We start from the raw sequence: 21,850 nt of genomic DNA on the forward strand, positions 1-21,850 counted from the left end.
TATCTCATAGTCTTCGTACTGGGATATATCCTAATTTCACTTATTAAAGATTTAAGAATATCACTAGCACACTTAGTACACATAATACGATGGCTGGTACGGCTTTTTTGAATGGATCTTTTGCGATAAATATTAATGTAAGTGCTGCGATTAACATTGTTCCACCTAATAATATTCCTGCTAAAACAGCAATGATTGGTACCCATATGCCGACAATCATACCTATCGCTCCTATAATTTCAAAGCTTCCTGTTAAGATATTAAAAAACGATGGGAAACCAAATCGTTTAAACTCATCTGCCATTTTGCCTGATGCGATTTTAGTACCTGTCATTATGAAAAATCCGCCTAATAATATTTGAAGAATTACAGTTATGATACTCATTTTCTTATTCACTCTTTTCTATATTTTTTGAAGTTTAATGTTTAATTCATTTCCATGCCACCTGAAACGGGTATGTAACTGCCTGTTACAAATTCACTTTGATCACTTGCTAGGAACAAAGCGACTTGTGCGACATCATCTGGCTGTGCGATTCTTCCTAATGGTGTAAACATTGCTGTTTGCTCTTTATCTTCTTGTGGTGTATCTTTCGTTAAATCTGTATCGACCATACCTGGTCCTATAGCATTAGCTTTAATATTTTGACCACCATATTCTTGTGCAATATATCTTACAAAAGCATTAAGCGCAGATTTTGCAGTTCCGTGCGCAATAAAGCCAGGCAACGGTTGATTGCTTAATGAACTTGAAATATAAATTAACTTTCCGTTACCGTGTTCTTTCATAATCGGTAATACGGCTTTAGTTGAAACAAAAGCTGCTTTCATTTCTTCTTCAATCTTAGGGATAAATTCATCCCATTCCATATTTTCGAAAGGTTTAAAAGTAAAATGAATGGCTGCATTATTCACTAATATATCCACTTTGCCGTATTGTTTCACTGATTGATTCACTAAAGCTTCCATTTGCTCTTTATTCCTTACATCTGCTTGAACAGCAATAGCCTGCCCACCGTTATCTTGAATAGTACGAACAACTTCTTCAGCCGCTTCTTTATTCTGAGCAAAGTTAACAACTACCTTCGCACCTTGTTTAGCAAATAATTTGGCAGTAGAAGCACCCATACCTCTACTTGAGCCTGTAATAATCGCTACTTTATCGTTTAGCATCGTCTAAATATCCTCCTTAAATTAATACATGCTATAGCATGTATTATGCCTTTAAAATATCTATTCCTTATAAATCATAAGAAATAGATATTAATATGTAGTATCATAAAGCTTATCTAATAATCTTTTAAGCTCTAGAGTTTCTTCTGAGGTTAAGTTACTTGTCACAAATTTATGGGCATCTGTAACAATTGGAAGTAACGTCTGTTTCAACTCTTCACCCTTTTGCGACAACATGATGTCATGAGCACGTCTATCATCTTTATTGAAAGTCTTCTTAACAATGCCCTTTCTTTCCATTGACTGAATCATTCTCACTACTGTCGTTTGGTTTTTATGAATCGCTTTTGCTAAGTCTTTTTGAGTCGTCGACTTATTAGGAGAAAGAATACTCATAATACTCCATTGTTCAGGCGTCACACCATATGGCTTTAACCTCTTCGTAAAGTAATTTGTCATTTTGACATCATTACGGTGAATCAAATAACCTATTAAATCATGTAAATTCATGTACCACCTCTAAAAATATATGCCATAGCATGTATTTTAAATAGATATATAACATTTGTCAAAATTTCAGTTTCAGATTTAATGTATACCTTTATATAATAATAAAAGCTGAGACACGTTGAATGTCTCAGCTTATTTTGTGTTACTCTTACACTAACCTCAGTCTTCCTGTACTACTTTCTTTCTCCACTCAATATGCGTGCAACGGCTTGTGCGACTTGCTTTGGTGATTGTGGATTTTGTCCTGTAACGAGTCTATTGTCTACTTGTACATATGGTCTGAATGGTACTTTTGCTTTACTGTATTTGGCATCTCGGATTTTAAGTTCACTTTCTAACATAAACGGAACTAGACGCTTACGATTGGCTAATATTTCTTCTGCATTTGAAAATCCTGTAATCTGTTTACGATCGATAAAGTACCTGCCGTTTTCATCTTTCACATTTAATAATGCTGCGATGCCATGACACACTGCTGCGACAACACCACCGTGACGATATACTTCATTAACAGCATCTTGAATATACGTATTATGCGGAAAATCAAACATCACACCATGTCCGCCGGTAAAGTAAATGACATCATATGTTTCAGGATTCGCTTCACTTATAGATGGACTGTTTTTAAGCTTCTCCATAAAAGTATGATCGTTATAATAAGACTTTGTTAAATTATCTAACATTAGTGGATTAAGACTTACCGGATCAATAGGTGTTTCACCACCGTTTATATTAAATAAATCGATTTGATAATCTTTTGTATTAAAATAATCATAAAAATGAACGAGTTCACCTAGCCACAGTCCTGTTGGTTTACGTGTTCCTTCATAATATTCTGCACTTGTATTAACTATCATGATTTTCTTCATATTACGATTCTCCTTTTAAGATATTTTTAATGCCTTCTTCATAAGTTGTCACTTTAAAATCAGGAAATCTTTCTTTAAATTTATCGGACTTAAAGACGTTATCATATTTATATCTTGGTAATAATTCAATAAGTTCTTTAACTTGTTGATTAAATAGACTACCTAATTTAAATACCCACATTGGTACTGTCGTATACTTAATCTTCTTATTTAAGACTTTCTCTGCTTTTTTCAAAATATCTTTATAAGACACACTACCATCTATTGGTAAATGCCAAGTTTCTCCATAAGCATCAGGTGTATTACCGAGCAATGCTAAGGCACGACTTGCATCAGGTGTCCATATAAGTGTACGTAACACCGATGCATTAACCGGTACTAATGCACGTTTCCCTTCTTTCACACGATTAAATACTAATGAATTGGTAAAGCTTTGCGTCAATCCTGGTCCATAGAATTCAGGAGCGCGGCCAATAACAGCCTGAATAGATTGATCTTTCATAGCTGATAACAAGATTTCAGCTATATCCGCACGTACTTGTGATTTACGACCTTCTGGTACAAATGGACTTTCTTCAACCTGTACGTTATCGTTTTTCTCATACATATACGTATTATCAAAGAATGCGAGTTTCGTATTTGTTTCTTGGCATGCTTTAATGACATTCTTCATAATCACTGGAAAGCGTTCTTCCCACATTTCTGAATTTGCAGGTAACCCAACAGCAAAATAGACTATTTCACTACCTTCCACTGCTTTAAGTGTATCTTCATATTTCATTAAATCAGCCGCTACTAACTCGTCTGTATCATGAATTTTCTTAGGTTTTCTACCTACTAATCGTATATCTTTCGTATAATTTCTATAAATTTCTTTAGCAATTTCTTGACCAATTTGTCCGTTACTTCCTAAAATTGTTTGCATATCGAATGCTCCTTTTTATTATTTATTAATTCCTTGTTTCAATAGGTTTAAACATATAAACATAGTGACTAAAATTTTTTAAGCTTTTTCTTTATTTTTAATATTTTCTTCTAAAGAAGCTGTCAGTTCTTTCAACCACAGTAATGCATCGTCTAAATCAGAACGATAATATCTTTCCAACCCAACTTGCTCGACACTCAACAAGCCCACTTCATACATTAATTTCAAATGATGAGATACAGCAGGACGTGAAATCGTAAGTCGTTCAGTAATTTGATTAACCGTTAGTTGTTCTTCTCTACATAACAGAACAAGAATTTGTTGGCGCTTCTCGTCTTGAAGAATATTTAATAACTTCGAACCTCTCTTAAATACCTCCATCGTCTTGTCTTCCATATCGTCTCTCCTCAACAAATCGTTTCAATGATTATTATATACCACGTATAGCATGTGTAAGTCAAAAGAGAAGATTGAAAACACGCCCTTCAAATATGATGAAGAGCGTGTTGTACTATAGTAATCTATGATGAAAACTTTATTTTTAACCTAGCTCTGTCCTTTATACTCTACATCTAATGATAATTGATCGTATGAGATATTATATTTATCGAAGAACTTATTGATATAGTTCATCTTTCTTTCATTAGATACTTTTAAGAATAAGTATATACCTGGAACGATTTCTTCAGTATCTTCTGTTTTCTTATTAAGAATAACTGATTCATAACCAAAATTAGTATCTATTTTTGAGCATTCGACTAATGGGTTTAAGTCTATTTTGGCAAGCAACTTAAATAGTTCTAAGAAAAATCCTTTCCATGTCTTAGCCGGTATATACTCATCATTTAAAAACGTAAATCCTTGTATTTTATAATTAGCAAAATTCTCTTCACCGTCATAAACAAATAATTCATTTTCTTCTATTTCTTCTTGTATCGTAGACTCAGGGAATTCCCAAATTTCAATTGCTGTGTTAATTAATTGATTTGTTCTTTCAATAATTTCTGTTTCACACCAATTTTCACTTCTTGCTGGCAACTTGTTTAAGTTAACGAAATGACTTTCTTTAAATCCCTTTTCCATATTTTGCTTTTCTTCAAAGCTTCTATTACTATATTTCGAATTATAACCTGTTATCGTAAGATTCCCTAAACTATTTACATAACTATCATGTATCGTTTGATATTGAACACCTAATGCTTTCTTCCATTCAGAACTCAACTTCTGTGGCATGATGTGTTCAATACTATAGTCTTTATTTTTTAATCCTTCATATATTGATAATGATTCAATATGGTTATAATTTTCTAACCTTTCAAATATATATGAACGATATGATGAATTAATGTTATACCAGTCATTATTTTTGAAGTTTCTTATTAATTCTTCATCAGTTGGTACTCTACCAGAACCTTGTTTCTTAAGTAATAAATATGTGATAACTTCTGAATCTTTGTATTCATTATCATGTGTATCTTGAAAATGTCTAAAGTCTCTATATAAAGTAGCAATTACTTTATTTAATGCATTTGAAGGTGTCTTTGTTATAATCCTTCTAGCTATATACTTCTCTATAATCTCCACTATTCTTATAGTTTCTTCTTCAGAAATTCTATCAGATGTGAAGTCATTAATAATTGCCATAATAAATGGTCTTATAACTGTTACATTCAATTCTAAAAATCGATTTAAAATTCTATCAATCTGCTTTGTTCCTGTATTACATTCAAGAATCATCTTATAAGTATTGGAATAATCATTGATATCTTCAAATAAATCATGTTTATTAAATTCTAAATCAAAGTAAGTCGTCTTAAATTCATTATAAACATTAGAGATTTTTGGAAATTCGGCATTCTTGATTGTTAAATAATATCTAAAGAATTTACTAACTTCAAAGTGTGTATTTTCTTCTAAAGGCTGCCAATAATTTTGGAAATATTTATCTTGTTCGGGTAAGTCTTCGTTCATAAGTAAGAAGTTACGTATTTTATCTGCATCTGTTAACGCCACACCTGTTGAATTAAGACTTTCAAATATCAATTGTGGATCATCTTCTGGTGAATTCAGATTAACAACCATAAATTGTAGTTTCTGGATTGAATTCATTAGCTGATCAACTGAAATATCCATACTATCAATACATTCATAGAAATAACTATAATTTAATGTAATATTTGAAGATTTATCATAAAACTTTTCATTACCGAACAATAATTTATATGACTTATAATCTCTAGGGTTAGATTGTAAAATATATTTATCAGGCGTACTTAAATACTGATCTTGTAAAAACGTATTTAATACATAATCTGCTGTTAAACGAACATGTTGTGCTTTTTCTTCATTCTTATCTAACCAATTCTTTATAGCTAACATCAATAGTGACAAAGTCGTTAATCGCTGTTGACCATCAATTACAATAATATCCTGAGAATAGTTCCCAGGTTTAACAACGATACTACCAAAGAAATGTGTCCTCTTATCATTAACCTCTAAGTCTAATAAATCATCAAACAATAATTTACAGTTTTCAATATTCCAGTCATAATTCCTCTGATAAACAGGAATATAAATTTTAACCGCACCCCTTAAAAATTCAATCGCTGACCGAACATTACCATCCATAATAATCACCCTTATTTTTATTAATGTATAAATTCATTATAACGTAAGATGTATTATATAGAACGCAATTATTTAATGTATGAGGATAGTTATATATAATTTGAGAATCACAAAAAACAGCCTAAGGTCATGAAACCTTAGGCTGTAAATCTTGAGTTCTTTTTATTATTTGGATAGATTCTCTATTTTTATAGTTCAACATTCAAATTTTCATTGATCGTACTATAATATGGTCTTGATTTAATTCTGTCTTGATCTCCTACTATATAAAATTCTTTTTTAGCTCTTGTTACGGCTACATTCAATAGATTTGGCTTTTCACATGACCAATTAACTGCGCCATTTTGTGTATCATCAGTACCAACTACAAAGTATACTTTATCCGCTTCTTTACCTTGGAATGTATGAACAGTTCCAATAGATTTTTTTATCCAATCTCTAATTTTCTTTTTATCATTTTTATAAATACGATATAACTTACTCCCTGTTAAACTTTTAATTCTGGCTTGTACTTCTGTGAACGGAGTAATGACAAATACACTTGGTTCCTGCTCACCATTTTCAACTGCTTGCTTCCAGTCATTAATCAATAATTCTACTACTCTTTCTCCATGTTCTTTAACATATTGTCTTGATGTTGCAGTACCTTTAATATCCAGCCAACCCACTTTACCTTTTTTAGTACTACTTTGAACCATCTTGTTGTTATAAGCTATCTCATTAGCAATTGTAAACATTGGATCTAAGCATCTTCTATGTACCCATAATGGTATACCTATCCAAGTCTTATTGTTTTCATCTCTGTCGTTTTGCGGTTTCCAATGCCCATATTTATTTGCTAAATCTGCTATTGATTGGACTGAAGATTCAACTGACAATAAGTGCTCATGTATATTGTAGCCTTTTCTTATATTCTCTATTAAGTTCGGTTCTAATGTCACAACTGGTTCTAACTGGATTGGATCACCAACTATAATCGCTCGTTTAGAACGATAAAGTGCTCCTACGGCTTGTTGTGGTTTAGCCTGACCCGCTTCATCTATAAACAGATAATCTATAAAGTCTTTCGGTAGTCCTCGATATAAATTATTGAAACTTGCAAAAGTCGTACTAACTAATGGGAAAATAAGATGCAATATATTCCATGCATTCTTTACACGCTCTGGTTCTGAATCTATAATCACATTACGTAATTTAAAATTCTTTAATGCATAATAAATTATTCCGTTATTTGCTTTTAACAATAAATTATGAAGTTTCATTGCTTTTATAAACAATAAACCTCGATGATATTGTAATTCATCAGAATTCCATAAATTCATTGTTTGACGTTTATTATAATTATCCTCACTCCAAAAATCGCCTTCTGGAAACTTCACTTTGCTATTCTTTTTATACTCTCTAAATTTGGATAGTTTTTCAGTGTAAATATTTAAATTCTTTTCTTTATTTTCGATTTCTTGGTCGTTTTCTTTGATATTGATTTCTATTTTTCTGATTTTTTCTTCGATTTTACTACGTTTAGTAAGACATTCCTTCTTTTCCTCAAGTAACCTAATTTTCTCTTCTTTATGTTCATCATCAATTTCATTATTACTAAATTTAGCAATGATTTTATCTAGAAATCCCTTTTGATTCTTTGTTTTATAGATTTCTTCAATATTACTAATTCGTTCTTTTATCCTTTGAATATCTTTATTTACATGCTGTAAATCACTCGTTAAATCTTCTAAACTTTTCTCATATTTCTTGTTTTGCTCAGAAAGAATATGTAATTCTTCTTTTAAATCTTTTTCCTCTGTTAATATTTCTTCATTTTCTTTATATTTATTGAAGTCTTCAATAGCTGATTTTTTCAGTTCTTGAACTATTTTCAATTCTTCTTCAAATTCTTTCTTGCATGCTTTCCATTTCGATATGAAGGAATTTTTTATTTTTTCATTCTCATCTTGAAGTATTCTTACTAAAGGTTCTTTATTGTTTTTCGGATCACCATCAACAACATATTTCATAAAATAATCAGTATTATCTCTATTACCAAGTGCTCCTGAAAATACCCCCCATGCTGGCTCTCCTATTAAATCAGATGCAACACCACTTAAACTATTTACTGCTTCAATTTCTTTTGTATATACTTTTTCCCATTCTGGATATTCTGTCTCCATGTCTTTTCGAACAATTTCGCCTAATTTGGGTAAATCTTTGGATATATTTTCAACTGCACCATTATTACTAGAAACAACAGTCATTTTATATTGAGCGAATTCTTCTTTTAATACATGGACTGGTTTTGAGTCTGTATCATGTAATCTTTTGGATTCAAATGCATCTTTCGGGTTAGATAGTTTTGATAAAGCTTTTGCTCTTTCAACTACTAAATGTGCAAATATATCTTTTAATAAAGTTGTCTTACCTGTACCAGGTGGACCATTTACTGAACTAATATATTCATTATTATTTGTAATACTATTTACAGCAACTTGTTGCATCAAAGATAACTGATGCTCTATTTGTGACGGCCATCGACCATCAGGTAAATTTTCTGGGTTTAAAAACCTTTCGATCATTTCTTTATTTTCATTAACATCTATTCTCTTAGAATAATCTACTCCTTCAATAAAAGCTTTTAATGTTGCATTAGGATCTTTGCGCGCTCTTTCAATATCACTTACATAAAAGCTATTAAATTCATGTTTAGGAGATATATCTTTTTTTAAGTACTCGATAGCAAAATAGTGGTTATACATGCCTGAATTATTTGAAGTTAATACTTCAAAATATTCATTATAAGCTTTATCCAAACGATTTAATTTATTTTCATCAATTGGTTCATTTGCGACAATTTCGAAGAATTTTTTCTCAAATTTCCCTTTAAAGTCATTGAAGATTTCTTCAATATCAGCATTTTTATTTTTTCTAATTTCCTTCAAAGCACTCATGATCATAGGAATATGTAAACTACCTGGAATAACATTACCAGTATCATCAGTTTTAAATTTATATCCATAGCACTTTGTTTTATTAAGGTTAAATATTTCTCGATCATCTTTAAATATACTTCGAATTTCTTTATCTATTTCTTTATACATAAAGCAATTTCTATATAAAACAAAATTGAGTTTACCTTCCTCTTTTGCACGCTCAGATAATTTAAATTCATTTGCATTCCAGATATCATAATAACGCGGAAACGACTGTAGCTGCTCTTGATTTTCATTGTTTAAAAACACACTCTTATTTAAGACATTATGATCTGTATATTTAACTTCTCCAGGTTCTAAAGACTCAATAAGCAACCAAGCTGATAATGTACTATTCACTAAATTATCCATTAAGTTCCATCCTAACTCTTATGATTTTATATATTATTTTAACAATATTCTGACATAAAATCATAAAAGGAATGAAATTTATTGATTAATATATTAAAAAGTCATTAAATACTATTTATAACAAAAGACCTACAACATAGCATAAGCTATATTGCAGGTCTTCTAAATTATAAATTACTCGCCATTAACTCTGCCTGTTCAACTACTTGTTCAACGGCAATTTTTTGTAAATCTGGTGGATATCCATATTTTTTAAGCAGTCGACGAACTTGTACTCTCATTTTTGCTTTCGAGCTTTCTCGTACGACCCAATCCACTGTCATATTTTCTTTTATAAGCTTCGTTAGTTCATGTGCAATGGCCCTTAATTCTTTATCGCCCATTGCCTCTTTTGCTGTTTCATGTGAAGCTAATGCATCATAAAATGCAATTTCTTCAGTACTTAAACCTAAGTCATTACCTCGTTTTTGTTCTTGCTTAATTTCTTTAGCCATTTGAATTAATTCTTCTATTACTTTTGAAGCTTCAATAGAACGATTATTGTATTTTTGTATTGATTTACTTAACATCTCAGAAAATCTCTTAGACACTGTAGCGTTTGTTTTCATTAATGACTTAACTTGTCCTTTAAGTAATTTGTTCAACAACTCAACTGCAACATTTTTTTGCTGTAGTCCTTCTACATCTTTTAAGAAATCATCTGACAAGATTGAGATATCTGGATTTTCAATTCCGAGTGTTTGATAAATATCTACAACTTCTTCAGTTACAACTGATTTTGAAATCAATTGATTTATTTCTGCTTCTATTTCAGCAGGTGTCTTTTTACGGTTGCTTCCTTCACTAGGTGGAGCTAATAATTTAACAAGTCCGGATTTTACTGCTTTTAAAAACGCAATTTCACTATTCAGTTCTTGAGCCGCTTCCTCAGTTGCACATAATGCAAATGCCTTAGAAAGCTCTGTCACTGTTGTTACAAATCGTTCTCTTTCTTTCTCACCTAATCCAATAATATAATCCATCGTATTTGAGATAGCATTATAACGATTTAATTGATCTTCTGACTCAAAGTCAGAATAGTCATGGTTATATAGCATATCTTGAATGATATCGTATTTCATTAACATTAGTTCTAGCGCTTTTTCTGTGTCTATACCTGTTTGTTCTCTATCAGAGTCCGTATACTCTTTTAGTGCTTCCTTCAGACTTTCAGCAATACCTACATAATCAACAATTAATCCGCCCGGTTTATCTTTAAATACTCTATTAACACGCGCAATAGCTTGCATTAAATTATGACCTTTCATAGGTTTATCTATGTACATTGTATGCATTGAAGGTACATCAAATCCTGTTAACCACATGTCTCGCACAATTACGAGTTGCAGTTCATCATTAACATCTTTCATACGATTCTCTAGAAGATTTCTTCTCTTTTTCGGACCTATATGTTTTTGGAAATTTTGCGGATCACTAGATGAACCTGTCATAACTACTTTGATAACACCTTTGTCATCATCATCTGAATGCCATTCGGGTTTAAGTCTTACAATTTCATCATATAAATCGACTGCAATACGACGACTCATTGTGACAATCATACCCTTACCCTTCATTGCCTTCTGTCTTGTTTCAAAGTGATTAATAATATCAGTCGCTAAAGCATGTACACGTTGTTCTGCACCAGATAGAGCTTCTATACGTGACCATTTAGATTTCAATCGAGATTTAGTATCTTCTTCTTGGCCAGAAGTAATGACATCATATGCTTCATCAATATCTAAATCGGTTGGTAAATTTAATGGAATAATACGACTTTCATAGTATATTTTAACCGTACTACCGTCTTCTACAGATTGTGTCATATCATATACATCAATATAATTACCAAATACCATTTGCGTATTCTTATCTGTAGAAGATACAGGTGTTCCAGTAAAACCAACGAACGAAGCGTTAGGTAGAGCATCTCTTAAATATTTTGCATACCCATATTTGATACCTTCACCTTTTTCATCGTAAGTTGCTTTAAAACCATATTGTGTGCGGTGTGCTTCGTCTGCCATAACTACTACATTTTTACGTTCTGTTAATGCATCCATTGTCACTTGACCTTCTTCAGGTTCGAATTTCTGCATAGTTGTAAATACGATACCACCTGATTCTACAGATAATAGTTCTTTCAATTCTTTTCGTGATTCTGCTTGTTTAGGTGTTTGTCTTAGTAATCCTTTACCTGAACGTCCTTTGGACTTAACAAAAGTACCATACAATTGATTGTCTAAGTCATTACGGTCTGTTACGACCACTAATGTTGGATTATTTAATTTTTGAATTAACTTTCCTGAGAAGAAGACCATTGTCAAACTCTTACCAGAACCTTGTGTGTGCCAAATAACACCACCTTTACCATCACCATGTTCAGATGTTGCTTCCATAGCACGATCAACAGCTTTATTCACTGCATAATATTGATGATATGCAGCTAATATTTTAACTATATTTCCTTTACCATCATCTTGGAACAAAACAAAATGACGTATTAAATCTAATAGTACTTCCTTATTTAACATACCGTGAATCAATATATCTAAACTACGAAATGTTGATGAATCTTCAGTTTTTCCATCTTTAGTACGCCAAGTTATAAAACGATCATAATCAGCAGTTAAAGAACCAGCTTTTGTATTAACACCATCACTCGTTACTAATATTGCATTATGATTAAATAATTGCGGAATTCTCATTTTATAAGTTTCTAACTGATGATATCCGTCTTCAATACCAACAGATTCATTTGTAGAATTTTTCAGTTCAATTACCACTACCGGTAATCCATTTATGAATAACACAATATCAGGTCGCTTTTTATAATCTCCATTTACAACAGTTAACTGATTAACCGCTAAAAAATCATTATTTCCCGGGTTATCAAAGTCGAATACATACACCAAATCATTAATCGTTTCACCATCATCATTATAATGTTCAACCTCAATACCATTTGTAATCATTTCATGGAAAGAACGGTTATTCTCTAATAAACTAGGAGACTTCTCAATGGAAATTTCACGAATTGCCTGTTCAATTGCACTATTATTTAGTTCAGGATTAATACGTCTCAAAGCCGCTTCCAAACGATCATCAAGCAAAACATCTTTGTCGCTCTCCCGTTCATTCATAATCCCATTGTCACTACTATCTCGACCATTCTTAACAGAATAACCAAGACCCTCAAACCATTTCAATGCAACCTGTTCTAAATCATCTTCACTAAATTGAAAGCTCATCTTCATTCACCTCGATGTCATCAGGTATCTCAATTTCACCTGACATTAATTTTGGTAGTAATGTATCACGGAGTTGGATTAAATTTTGATTTTCTAAATCTCTTACATATAAATTAGAAATAAATTTTTTAACCATTTTTTCATAATTTTCAATGACTATTTTGGAAGGGTAAACTACTTTAATCTTATTTATATGAGTAATTTTAATACTAGGTTGAACGGAACCTATATTAAAAGTTAAAAAAGAACTTTTAACGTTATTAATTAAATCATAAGTGAAATATGAATTTTCACTCCTTAATGAAACGACATTTTGAGCTATTGTACCAATATCATGATAAAACATTTTTGTTTCTCCAATGCTTCCTACAGTTGATAATAATGTATCCCCTTTTTTAGGATGACCACTCCTAAACCAAGTATCATATGTTTCCTTACTAACAAACTTCAAGCATTTTTTATAATCAATAACTCTAGTATCTCCGCTAAGTGCTTTTACATCAATTATAGGATGTGCTCTCGTTTCATTAACTAGGGGAGGTGTCTTCCCTCTATTATCAATAATATCAATAAATTCATTTAAAGGTTTTACTGTCCATCCTTTTGGTATCTTCCCTATTTCACTATCAACCATCTCTCCACCGCTTGATTTGTATGGATTTCCATTTTCATCTGGGAATTCAAAATCTACAAACCACCGTTTGAATAGTGTTTGTGAAAGTTCTTCAAGGTTTGCTATGATTTTTTGATTTAACTCAATTTTTTTATCAAAGTTACCTAGAATATATTCGATAATAGTTTGATATTCTATGCTGGGTATATTTATTTCAATATTTTTTACAACTTTTCCTGATATCTCACTAAATGTCGACCCAGTACCTAAGGACTTTATTTTATCCATGTCATTTTTTAATGAGTAATAAAGAAATAACGGTTTTACCAGTGATTCATTACAAATTATACTTTTAAACCCTTGATTAGTAGTTACTTCATTTTTAGCTATAGCTAAATATCCTATAGGTGCTCGAGAAGTCATTAGGACTGTATTGGAAGGTAGTGTTCTTGCACTCGAATTTTTCAAACCTTCTTCAGTTATATTTCTTTCTCCTTCTGATATAAATACCTCTTTAAAATTAGATAAGTCTTTAGGTGTTATCCAGGGTATATTACCTCCGTAATATTCGCTTTTCTTTGTTGAAGGTGTTCCACCTCCTATTACTTCCCCAATTTCTTGTATCTTATATTTTTTAAACTCCATAACCTAAACCCTCCAATGATTTGCGGATTTGATCCTCGAGTTCTTTTGATTTTGCAAATTGTTCACTTAAATCTGCTGTGATTCTTTCCATTTTCTGTTCAAATGGTTCTGAATCTTCTTCTACTTCTGCTAAACCTACATAACGTCCTGGTGTTAAGATATATTCGTTATCTTTTATTTCTTCTGTCTTTGTTACTTTACAGAAACCTGCTTTATCTTCATATTGATTATCGTTTGTTCCACGCCATGAATGATAGACATTTGCTATATCTTTTATTTCATCATCTGAAAATTCTTTTAATGTTCTTGATACCATGCTTCCGATATTTCTTGCATCTATAAATAGTACTTCTCCACGTCGTTCATTCTTGCCGTTTTTAGCTTTATTTTTTGTCACGAACCACAAACATACTGGAATTTGAGTTGAATAGAATAGTTGCCCTGGTAATGTAACTATACATTCTACTAAGTCTTGTTCAATTAAGTTTTTACGTATTTCTAATTCATCTTTACTACTTGTAGACATTGAACCATTCGCTAATACAAATCCTGCAGTACCACTTGGTGCAAGCTTAGAAATCATATGTTCAATCCATGCATAGTTGGCATTACCTTTAGGTGGAATACCAAATTTCCAGCGATAGTCATCTAATAATTTTTCTTGTCCCCAATCACTTGCATTGAATGGTGGATTAGCCAATATAAAATCAGCTTTCAAATCTTTATGTAAATCATTGTGAAATGTATCTGCATGATGATCACCTAAATCATTATCTATACCTCGAATAGCCAAATTCATTTTTGCTAATTTCCAAGTAGTTGGATTAGATTCTTGACCATAAACAGCAATATCATCTATACGGCCTTGATGACGTTCTATAAAATGTTCACTTTGTACAAACATTCCGCCCGACCCACAACAAGGGTCATAAATTCTACCTTGATAAGGTTCAATCATTTCAACAAGTAATTTAACTATTGAAGCTGGTGTGTAGAATTCCCCAGCATTTTTACCCTCAGCGCTCGCAAATTTTGCAATAAAGTATTCATAAACACGTCCCAAGACATCTTGCTTCTTACTTTCAGAGTCTCCGACTTTGAAAGTAAATAAATCAATAATATCTCCCAATTTTTCCTTATCTAAAGCTGGTCTTGCATAATCTTTAGGTAATACACCTTTTAAAGACTCATTTTCTCTTTCAATTGCTATCATAGCTTTATCGATAATTTGACCAATTTCTGGCTTCTTAGAATTATCATTTATGTATTGCCACCTTGATTCTTTAGGTACCCAGAAAATGTTTTCTGCTAAGTATTCATCTTTATCTTCTTCATCAGCATATTCATCATTCAATAATTCTTCATATTTTTCCTCAAAAGAATCAGAAACATATTTTAAAAATATAATACCTAATGCTACATTTTTATATTCTGCTGCATCCATACTGCCACGTAATTTATCTGCTGCTTGCCATAACTTTTCTTCGAATCCTATAGTTGCCATGATCATACACTCCATCTCATTAATATTAATCTAATTTTAACCAGTAATCTTCAATATTCAAACCATATTCTTTCAAGTTTTTAATACCATTTTTATTTAACTGGAAACTACAATTTGCACATTTTACCATATATATACATTGATACCCTTCTTCTTGACGAAAGATTCGAATATTTCCATTTTCATCCTCATATTCTTGTTCATTAAAATCAGTAATTATATCTTTTTTATATGTAACTAACGATAATGCCCCACAACATGGACATTTTAATATTCCATTAGTATTTGTAAAAATACTTTCTAACTCTGCTTGTGCCAGTTCATTTGCACTTTTATTTTTATTATCAATATAAGAACCAAACCCCTTATCATAATGACTATAATAAGATGCCCTACCAAGTTCTTTTAGAACAGCTATTTTATCAATCGCCGGAGATTCATTTTGAAATTCTTCTAAAAGAGCTTGCAAAGGATTGATTTTTAAACTGTTCTTATTAAATTTCCAAATTTGACGACTTCTATATTTTTCTCTATATTCTGAAACATCTAAGCACATTAAAACAATAGGTAATATATGCTTACCTATAAAAAAGTCAAATGCATTATATTTAAGCATTACTTTTCCTTGATGCCATATTTTATTCCTTAAACGATTTAATTCTTTTAATTCATTTTCAAATTCTTTTATGAATTTGAAATTCACTTCTGGCTTTAATTTAATTAATTTACAAACCCTATCCAGTAATTGACTAAAACTTAAGCTCTTGAGTGTTTTATATTCTTCATCTGAAATTGGTGTATTTTGTATAAGTTTCACTACCAACTCTGTATTATCAGACAAAACTAATGGTAATAATTTATTTTCATTCCTTAATAGATTCTTTAAAGTTAATTCAAAAAAGTGATGAAAATGTAGAATAGTTTCTGAAAAATTTTCATAGTAATCTCGTGTATGACTATCTTCATAAGTTCTTTTATCAAATTTTTCCCTTATACTTTTATAACTACTAAAATATGATTTTAAAGCTATATTTAATGAATTTAACACCACATCATTATTATCAGTATCAAGTTCAAATTCATTATTATTAATTTCATTAAGTTCCATAATATCCTCCTGAAAAAAGAGTTTTCTTTTAATATATCAGAAAAATATTGAAAATTGTTACTTTGCATATATAATATCGGGAATATTAATAAAATTATGAATTTTTTCAAAAATATTGATAAGAATATGAGTATTACGCTATCAGGGATAACGAATTTTATAAAAAAATTAGTTATTGAAAAGTAAGTTTTTAGATTAAGGAACTATAATCATATAAACTATAAATATGATAGTTATGCTGAATTATACATTCTGCAAATTATTTATAAAGTTGAAATTTTATAAGAATATCCAATACCAAAATTTTCTCATAGAAAATACAAACAACAATATTACTGGTAATGATTATAATCTTTATGGATTTGATAGACTTTTGCTTTAAATAAGCATTTAATTATAGTAAATGATGAAGTAAATTTAGAATTGAGATTACTTAAATCTTCTAACGATAAAAAGCCTATATATCAGGATAAGAAAATAATTATAATTTTTAATTTAATCGTTATTTGGCAACATAGGTAGTATACAAAACAACTTATTTTAATCTAGACCATGAAGAAAATGTGAGCATACTCTATATTGAATATGATGTTAATAATTTAATAACTGCCTCAAATATTATATGGTAATGCAAAGAGTATTAGACTATGTAAAAATGCTTAATATTTATAAAATCTTAAATATGTTTTATTGATAATACTATAATTTCAATCAATAATATTTATTATAAAAGACCTACAACATATCACAAGCTACTTTGTAGGTCTTTTAATTCATGTATGCGATATATATTATCAATTCCTAGTGAACCTGATATTTACCTATTGTAAAGATTTAATACAAATTGAATTGAAAATTTAGTAACCTCTAAAGAAGAAAGATTTACTGAGTTTAATAATTTTTGGTTCTAAATTAAAGCTTATTCTGCCGATAGTTCCTTGATACTCTAGATAATATATTAACTTAGATTTCTTTTTCACTATTTTATTTCTACTAATATCATAAAACCTTATATTTAAATTAGCTCTTCTTTTTATTTTAATTCTTTCATCAATTTTCATTTTATATGTAGCTTGAACAAAATCTTGTAGTATAAACAATGGTATATCATATCGTTCTGCTGATTTTGCTTCTATAGAGTTAAATTTTTGGTGTAAAGAAGGTTGATAAGATTGCATGTTTTTAATAATTGGGTTTAAATCTGAGGCACCACCTAAAAATGAAAATTCTGGATTATCACTAGAATTTTTATACAGCTCTTTTTTTCCTCTGTCAATTACGTCTGTAATCTCTATTGAAAGTAAGTCAATCTGCAATAGTGATAAGTTTTGTATATTAAATTGATGCTTTTTAATAAACTCTTTGTAATACATGTCTGGTTGGTCAATGAATGTATTAAAGTATTTGAAATTACTTGTAATAGCTATATTTGGTGCTTCTTTATTTTTAATGTGAGACAAATTACTCCTCGCAATTAATAGAGAAAATATAGCAGCTACTGCAGAAAATATAGCACTTATTGCTGAAATTATTGAACTATCAAACTGAAAATCCATTTTATCACCCTAAAAATATATTTTATTTAACTTTACTTCTAACAGTATGATTAAAGTTTTTCTTAATCTATAAGATCGACTGTATTAAAAATGCGACTATATTAAATTGTTATTACATCAACATTAATTAATAAACCATTATCAATTTTCTATATACTTACTTAGATTTCTTATTATAAATATTCTTAACAAAATCCTCTTTAAAATCCGTATATTCTTTGATACCTGAAGAAGTATTTTTTAAGTAAGACGTTTTTATATCCAAGTATTCTTTTCTTGCTTCTTCATTTGAATTCAAGTAGTCTCTAAAAAAGATAAGATTATTCCATATTTCTTGTTGATACTCAACTAAATGAATAAAGTGGGTTTTTACTTGGTATGTTTCATCTGTAAACTTCGCAAGTACGATCTCATTTGGCTTTTCAACTCTTAGTCTTAAAAAACCAGCCTTACTAAAACTATTAAATAGTTCTTCGTCTACTGTCTTAAGATTATCAACACCTACGACAATATCTATTATCGGTTTAGCTGACATCCCCTGAATTGATGTACTTCCGATATGTTCAATGCGACATTCTTCAAGCTGAGTCTGTTTTAATAATTCATTTTTGACTTTAATAAATTCATCTTGCCATTTATCTGTATATTTTTCTAACCTAATTTCATCATTCTTTAATCCTAAATTCATAGTCATGCCTCCTAAGAGTATTTTGTATTATCATAGCATAGAAGTTTTTGCTCTTTTTTATTAAATTAAAGTACATTCAAATTAAAAAAACTGTGCAACTAGTACTCAACTTCACAACTTACACAGTTTATTTTTTAACTATTCTTCTAGCTTTTTCATTACTTTCTTCGCAATTTCATCTATCACTTTATCCATAGTTTTATTCTTATTTCTACTTCTATTTAAATTATCAATATGATAAGTAGATATTGTATAAATACCTGATAGGTTTAATGGATATTTGAGTACATGGTACCCCATTCTTTTTTTCATTCTATGAAATACTTCTGGTCCGCCTTGTGTGTAAACAATAATTGCTTTTTTACCTTTCCAGAATCCTTTTCTGAAATACCGCTTCTTCTTAAAGCTGAATGCATATTCTGGCCAAAATGCTAAATCTATAAAACTTTTCATGATTGGTGTGACATTAAACCAATAAAGTGGATATATAAATATCAATGTATCAGACTGTTCTAGTTTATTAAGTATCTCTTGATGTTCATCTGTGACTGTTGAATGATAGCCATTCTCTAATATAAGAGGTAAGTTCATTTGTTGTAAATTAAACACGTAACGATTACTTTGATTAATATTCTTTATAATAGATTCATACACTTTAAAACATACCCCAGATTGATTACCGCCATAAATGACACTAATCATCAGATCCTCTCCTTTGATTGAGCTCATTTAAAATCAATTCTTTATTTAAGGCATACTGATTATTTTTAGATAAGTCATGAATGTTCTTTAGTTTATTAAGGATAAATATTTGGTTATTTAAATCTTCTTCTTTTTCTTGAATAACTTTATTGATATAGTCCATAGAAGTCTCGTTACATGCTTCTGTAGCTGGTTCGTGAAATAGTTGAATGATATATTTGATATCCTCTAAATCAATATTTAATGCTTTTAAGTTCATAATCATTTTGAGATCAATCACCGTTTGTTCATCAAAGTAACGATATTGGTTCGCATCTCTCGGAATCTTTAGTAAACCTACTTTTTCATAATACCTAATTTGTGATTTAGTAATGTTTAAACTTTTGGAAACATCGTCAATTCTCATACAATATACCCCCTTCATTTAAAACCTATCATTAAACCACACTTTAAGGTCAAATACTTTTTCGATTTACTTATTCAATCTCCCTACCTCCCCCACAGAAACTCCACTATCTCATTCGCGACTTGTTTGTTTTCGTGTAGTTCGCTGTGTTGGGCTGTTTTGCCTTCGTATTTGGATTCTTTATAGCTTTTCGGACTATTTCCTAGTAAATATTTTAAAGACTTCGATGAGCTGTTGGATACGCGGCCGTCTGAGTTGGTGCCGTCTTGTAAGTCACCATATATGTTTAATACTTCTATTTCTTGTCCTTTATAGATGTCTTTCAATTGTTGAAGTTCTGGATATGGTGGATTCATGCGACTTGGTTTACCGCTTCTATCCACACTAATTTCATTTACTTGTTCATTCATATTTAATACACCATTAAATGTACCAGCAATGTTCACTTCTTTATTCAACTGAGGTAATGTTTCATCATCACCATATTTCAACATATATTTAGCAAATGATAAATTCCCCATTGAATGTCCGACAAAGTTAAATTTCTTAATACCATATTCACTTTGTAATTTCGCTAGTACGTTTTTAAACCATTCTGCATTAAGATCTAGATCGCCTTGTTTATTATTTTCTAGTTCTATTTGTACAATAGGATTAGTCGCATCTTTTTTAAGTTTGCCTTTTAATTCAACTTCTCCATCTCCAGATACATATGCTGTGATGATTTCTTTTGTGACACCTTTTTTCTTTGCTTGTTGAACCATATATTTCTCAGAGTTCGCACTTCCTGCATAACCGTGTAGAAATAATGTCGGTATTTGGCTATTTATATAAGTTGAGTCTGTTGATTTAACTGTTGTTGAATGGTGTTCGTTAGATGGTTTCGTCATAATCATAATTCCAACAATCATTACAACAATGATACCTAACCCTAAAATCCATAACTTCTTCACTACGATAACCTCTATTCTGTCATTTTGATTTAAGTATAAAGTAATCAGTTTTTCTAACCAATAAAAAGAACCATAAATTTAATTATGGCTCTCTTTATCTTTATTTAAATAATCTCTTGCTCTTTTATTCCATTCATCAAATATTTCTAATGTTTCCGGATCTTCTCTTTTAAGAATTTTCCGTATATATTCTTTATCAATTTCATCATACCTATTTATCAAAATATAATTTATATATTTTTCATTATCAGCATAAGCATAATCTAAAGTCCTATCAATAATGATATCTTCAGGTGATATAACATATATATAATTGTCCTCATCAATTTGTAATGTATTAATCTGCTTATAACCTTCTAATGGTTCTAATGATGAACTCACCACATCAACATATATCTCTAAAGGTTTATATAAATACATTCTTGAGTCTTTAATAAATCCCAATTCTTCCAAAATACAATTCAATTCTTTACTTGCACTTGTAACAAAATCAATATCTCTAGTTGTATAATCACTGTCTGTGTATATCTCGACACTTAATCCTCCAACAACTATTGGCTTATTATATATATTTGTTGTTTTTGAATCTATTAATCTAGTTATTATACTTGCAACCTTAATCATTCTATAATATAAAATCTCAGATTTAGAAATATTTTTCAAATCTTTCTGTGCTTGTTCTAACGTATAACTCATAATTACTTTCTTCCATATCTCAATACTGCTTTTTGTTTTTCAGGGTTTTTACGAGGTTTATCAAAATCTCTTTTCCCTAAATAGAAATCTGGATCATAGTTTTTTCTAATAAAATCAATATTCCTACTTTTATTTTTTTTATTATCTTTCTGTAAATCCTTCAAATATATAGTACTCATAGATTTTCACCATCCTCTATCCCTATTTTATTAATTATATTTTACAGTAACGAGGATAATTTTACAATAATAT

At 30.2% G+C, this 21,850-nt stretch carries 19 protein-coding genes; all 19 read right to left on the reverse strand.

Annotation, left to right across the window (positions count from 1 at the left end; genetic code table 11):
- Positions 1-43 precede the first annotated feature (43 nt).
- The 19 genes from LQ622_RS09750 to LQ622_RS09840 all read right to left on the reverse strand — a co-directional run bounded on the left by LQ622_RS09750 (position 44) and on the right by LQ622_RS09840 (position 21,777).
- The gene (locus LQ622_RS09750; protein WP_204257181.1) at positions 44-385 is read right to left on the reverse strand and encodes a DoxX family protein; all 342 of its coding nucleotides are present in this window, start codon (positions 383-385) and stop codon (positions 44-46) included.
- Positions 386-426: 41 nt separating this feature from the next.
- A complete protein-coding gene (locus LQ622_RS09755) occupies positions 427-1,173 on the reverse strand; it encodes an SDR family NAD(P)-dependent oxidoreductase (RefSeq protein WP_239775032.1) in 747 nt (248 codons plus the stop codon).
- Positions 1,174-1,263: 90 nt separating this feature from the next.
- Positions 1,264-1,683 (reverse strand): MarR family winged helix-turn-helix transcriptional regulator, encoded by a 420-nt coding sequence (locus LQ622_RS09760; RefSeq protein ID WP_239775034.1) that lies wholly within the window; start codon positions 1,681-1,683, stop codon positions 1,264-1,266.
- A 173-nt stretch (positions 1,684-1,856) separates the two neighbouring features.
- Positions 1,857-2,552 carry a type 1 glutamine amidotransferase domain-containing protein gene (locus LQ622_RS09765; RefSeq protein WP_239775036.1) on the reverse strand — a complete coding sequence of 232 codons (696 nt, stop codon included), beginning with the start codon at positions 2,550-2,552 and terminating at the stop codon, positions 1,857-1,859.
- 1 nt (position 2,553) lies between these two features.
- Complete coding sequence (locus LQ622_RS09770; protein WP_239775038.1) at positions 2,554-3,477, reverse strand: NAD-dependent epimerase/dehydratase family protein; 924 nt, start codon at positions 3,475-3,477, stop codon at positions 2,554-2,556.
- 78 nt (positions 3,478-3,555) lie between these two features.
- The gene (locus LQ622_RS09775) at positions 3,556-3,873 is read right to left on the reverse strand and encodes an ArsR/SmtB family transcription factor (RefSeq protein WP_037589651.1); all 318 of its coding nucleotides are present in this window, start codon (positions 3,871-3,873) and stop codon (positions 3,556-3,558) included.
- A 150-nt stretch (positions 3,874-4,023) separates the two neighbouring features.
- Positions 4,024-6,105, reverse strand: a complete 2,082-nt coding sequence (locus LQ622_RS09780) for a DUF262 domain-containing protein (protein WP_239775040.1) — start codon at positions 6,103-6,105, stop codon at positions 4,024-4,026.
- A gap of 188 nt (positions 6,106-6,293) precedes the next feature.
- Positions 6,294-9,437 carry a DEAD/DEAH box helicase gene (locus LQ622_RS09785; RefSeq protein ID WP_239775042.1) on the reverse strand — a complete coding sequence of 1,048 codons (3,144 nt, stop codon included), beginning with the start codon at positions 9,435-9,437 and terminating at the stop codon, positions 6,294-6,296.
- A gap of 167 nt (positions 9,438-9,604) precedes the next feature.
- Positions 9,605-12,727, reverse strand: a complete 3,123-nt coding sequence (locus LQ622_RS09790; RefSeq protein ID WP_239775043.1) for a type I restriction endonuclease subunit R — start codon at positions 12,725-12,727, stop codon at positions 9,605-9,607.
- The gene (locus LQ622_RS09795; RefSeq protein WP_239775045.1) at positions 12,711-13,985 is read right to left on the reverse strand and encodes a restriction endonuclease subunit S; all 1,275 of its coding nucleotides are present in this window, start codon (positions 13,983-13,985) and stop codon (positions 12,711-12,713) included. The genes LQ622_RS09790 and LQ622_RS09795 overlap by 17 nt, the downstream gene beginning before the upstream one ends.
- Positions 13,975-15,489 carry a class I SAM-dependent DNA methyltransferase gene (locus LQ622_RS09800; RefSeq protein ID WP_239775047.1) on the reverse strand — a complete coding sequence of 505 codons (1,515 nt, stop codon included), beginning with the start codon at positions 15,487-15,489 and terminating at the stop codon, positions 13,975-13,977. The genes LQ622_RS09795 and LQ622_RS09800 overlap by 11 nt, the downstream gene beginning before the upstream one ends.
- Before the next feature lie 25 nt (positions 15,490-15,514).
- Complete coding sequence (locus tag LQ622_RS09805; RefSeq protein WP_239775049.1) at positions 15,515-16,597, reverse strand: hypothetical protein; 1,083 nt, start codon at positions 16,595-16,597, stop codon at positions 15,515-15,517.
- A gap of 857 nt (positions 16,598-17,454) precedes the next feature.
- The gene (locus tag LQ622_RS09810; protein ID WP_239775051.1) at positions 17,455-18,153 is read right to left on the reverse strand and encodes a hypothetical protein; all 699 of its coding nucleotides are present in this window, start codon (positions 18,151-18,153) and stop codon (positions 17,455-17,457) included.
- 157 nt (positions 18,154-18,310) lie between these two features.
- Positions 18,311-18,841, reverse strand: a complete 531-nt coding sequence (locus LQ622_RS09815) for a GrpB family protein (RefSeq protein ID WP_239775053.1) — start codon at positions 18,839-18,841, stop codon at positions 18,311-18,313.
- 138 nt (positions 18,842-18,979) lie between these two features.
- Positions 18,980-19,543: an NAD(P)H-dependent oxidoreductase gene (locus tag LQ622_RS09820; RefSeq protein WP_239775055.1), complete on the reverse strand. Its 564-nt coding sequence runs from the start codon at positions 19,541-19,543 to the stop codon at positions 18,980-18,982.
- Entirely contained in the window at positions 19,536-19,949 is a 414-nt protein-coding gene (locus tag LQ622_RS09825; RefSeq protein ID WP_239775057.1) for a MerR family transcriptional regulator, read from the reverse strand. Before LQ622_RS09825 ends, LQ622_RS09820 begins: the two co-directional genes overlap by 8 nt.
- A gap of 83 nt (positions 19,950-20,032) precedes the next feature.
- Positions 20,033-20,902: an alpha/beta hydrolase gene (locus LQ622_RS09830; protein ID WP_239775059.1), complete on the reverse strand. Its 870-nt coding sequence runs from the start codon at positions 20,900-20,902 to the stop codon at positions 20,033-20,035.
- Positions 20,903-20,980: 78 nt separating this feature from the next.
- Entirely contained in the window at positions 20,981-21,598 is a 618-nt protein-coding gene (locus LQ622_RS09835; RefSeq protein ID WP_037589660.1) for a DUF6036 family nucleotidyltransferase, read from the reverse strand.
- Positions 21,599-21,600: 2 nt separating this feature from the next.
- Positions 21,601-21,777 carry a hypothetical protein gene (locus LQ622_RS09840; RefSeq protein WP_191092304.1) on the reverse strand — a complete coding sequence of 59 codons (177 nt, stop codon included), beginning with the start codon at positions 21,775-21,777 and terminating at the stop codon, positions 21,601-21,603.
- Positions 21,778-21,850 lie beyond the last annotated feature (73 nt).

Origin of the sequence: Mammaliicoccus sp. N-M50 (assembly GCF_022386995.1) — a bacterium.
In the GTDB taxonomy this organism is placed as follows: domain Bacteria; phylum Bacillota; class Bacilli; order Staphylococcales; family Staphylococcaceae; genus Mammaliicoccus; species Mammaliicoccus sciuri_A.

Bases quoted from the DNA above. Each gene is read 5' to 3' on its own strand.
- LQ622_RS09820 (WP_239775055.1), bottom strand. From the start codon at position 19,543: ATGATTAGTGTCATTTATGGCGGTAATCAATCTGGGGTATGTTTTAAA.
- LQ622_RS09750 (WP_204257181.1), bottom strand. From the start codon at position 385: ATGAGTATCATAACTGTAATTCTTCAAATATTATTAGGCGGATTTTTC.
- LQ622_RS09805 (WP_239775049.1), bottom strand. From the start codon at position 16,597: ATGGAACTTAATGAAATTAATAATAATGAATTTGAACTTGATACTGAT.
- LQ622_RS09755 (WP_239775032.1), bottom strand. From the start codon at position 1,173: ATGCTAAACGATAAAGTAGCGATTATTACAGGCTCAAGTAGAGGTATG.
- LQ622_RS09795 (WP_239775045.1), bottom strand. From the start codon at position 13,985: ATGGAGTTTAAAAAATATAAGATACAAGAAATTGGGGAAGTAATAGGA.
- LQ622_RS09825 (WP_239775057.1), bottom strand. From the start codon at position 19,949: ATGAGAATTGACGATGTTTCCAAAAGTTTAAACATTACTAAATCACAA.
- LQ622_RS09785 (WP_239775042.1), bottom strand. From the start codon at position 9,437: ATGGATAATTTAGTGAATAGTACATTATCAGCTTGGTTGCTTATTGAG.
- LQ622_RS09760 (WP_239775034.1), bottom strand. From the start codon at position 1,683: ATGAATTTACATGATTTAATAGGTTATTTGATTCACCGTAATGATGTC.
- LQ622_RS09810 (WP_239775051.1), bottom strand. From the start codon at position 18,153: ATGGATTTTCAGTTTGATAGTTCAATAATTTCAGCAATAAGTGCTATA.
- LQ622_RS09840 (WP_191092304.1), bottom strand. From the start codon at position 21,777: ATGAGTACTATATATTTGAAGGATTTACAGAAAGATAATAAAAAAAAT.
- LQ622_RS09800 (WP_239775047.1), bottom strand. From the start codon at position 15,489: ATGGCAACTATAGGATTCGAAGAAAAGTTATGGCAAGCAGCAGATAAA.
- LQ622_RS09835 (WP_037589660.1), bottom strand. From the start codon at position 21,598: ATGAGTTATACGTTAGAACAAGCACAGAAAGATTTGAAAAATATTTCT.
- LQ622_RS09770 (WP_239775038.1), bottom strand. From the start codon at position 3,477: ATGCAAACAATTTTAGGAAGTAACGGACAAATTGGTCAAGAAATTGCT.
- LQ622_RS09790 (WP_239775043.1), bottom strand. From the start codon at position 12,727: ATGAGCTTTCAATTTAGTGAAGATGATTTAGAACAGGTTGCATTGAAA.
- LQ622_RS09815 (WP_239775053.1), bottom strand. From the start codon at position 18,841: ATGAATTTAGGATTAAAGAATGATGAAATTAGGTTAGAAAAATATACA.
- LQ622_RS09765 (WP_239775036.1), bottom strand. From the start codon at position 2,552: ATGAAGAAAATCATGATAGTTAATACAAGTGCAGAATATTATGAAGGA.
- LQ622_RS09780 (WP_239775040.1), bottom strand. From the start codon at position 6,105: ATGGATGGTAATGTTCGGTCAGCGATTGAATTTTTAAGGGGTGCGGTT.
- LQ622_RS09775 (WP_037589651.1), bottom strand. From the start codon at position 3,873: ATGGAAGACAAGACGATGGAGGTATTTAAGAGAGGTTCGAAGTTATTA.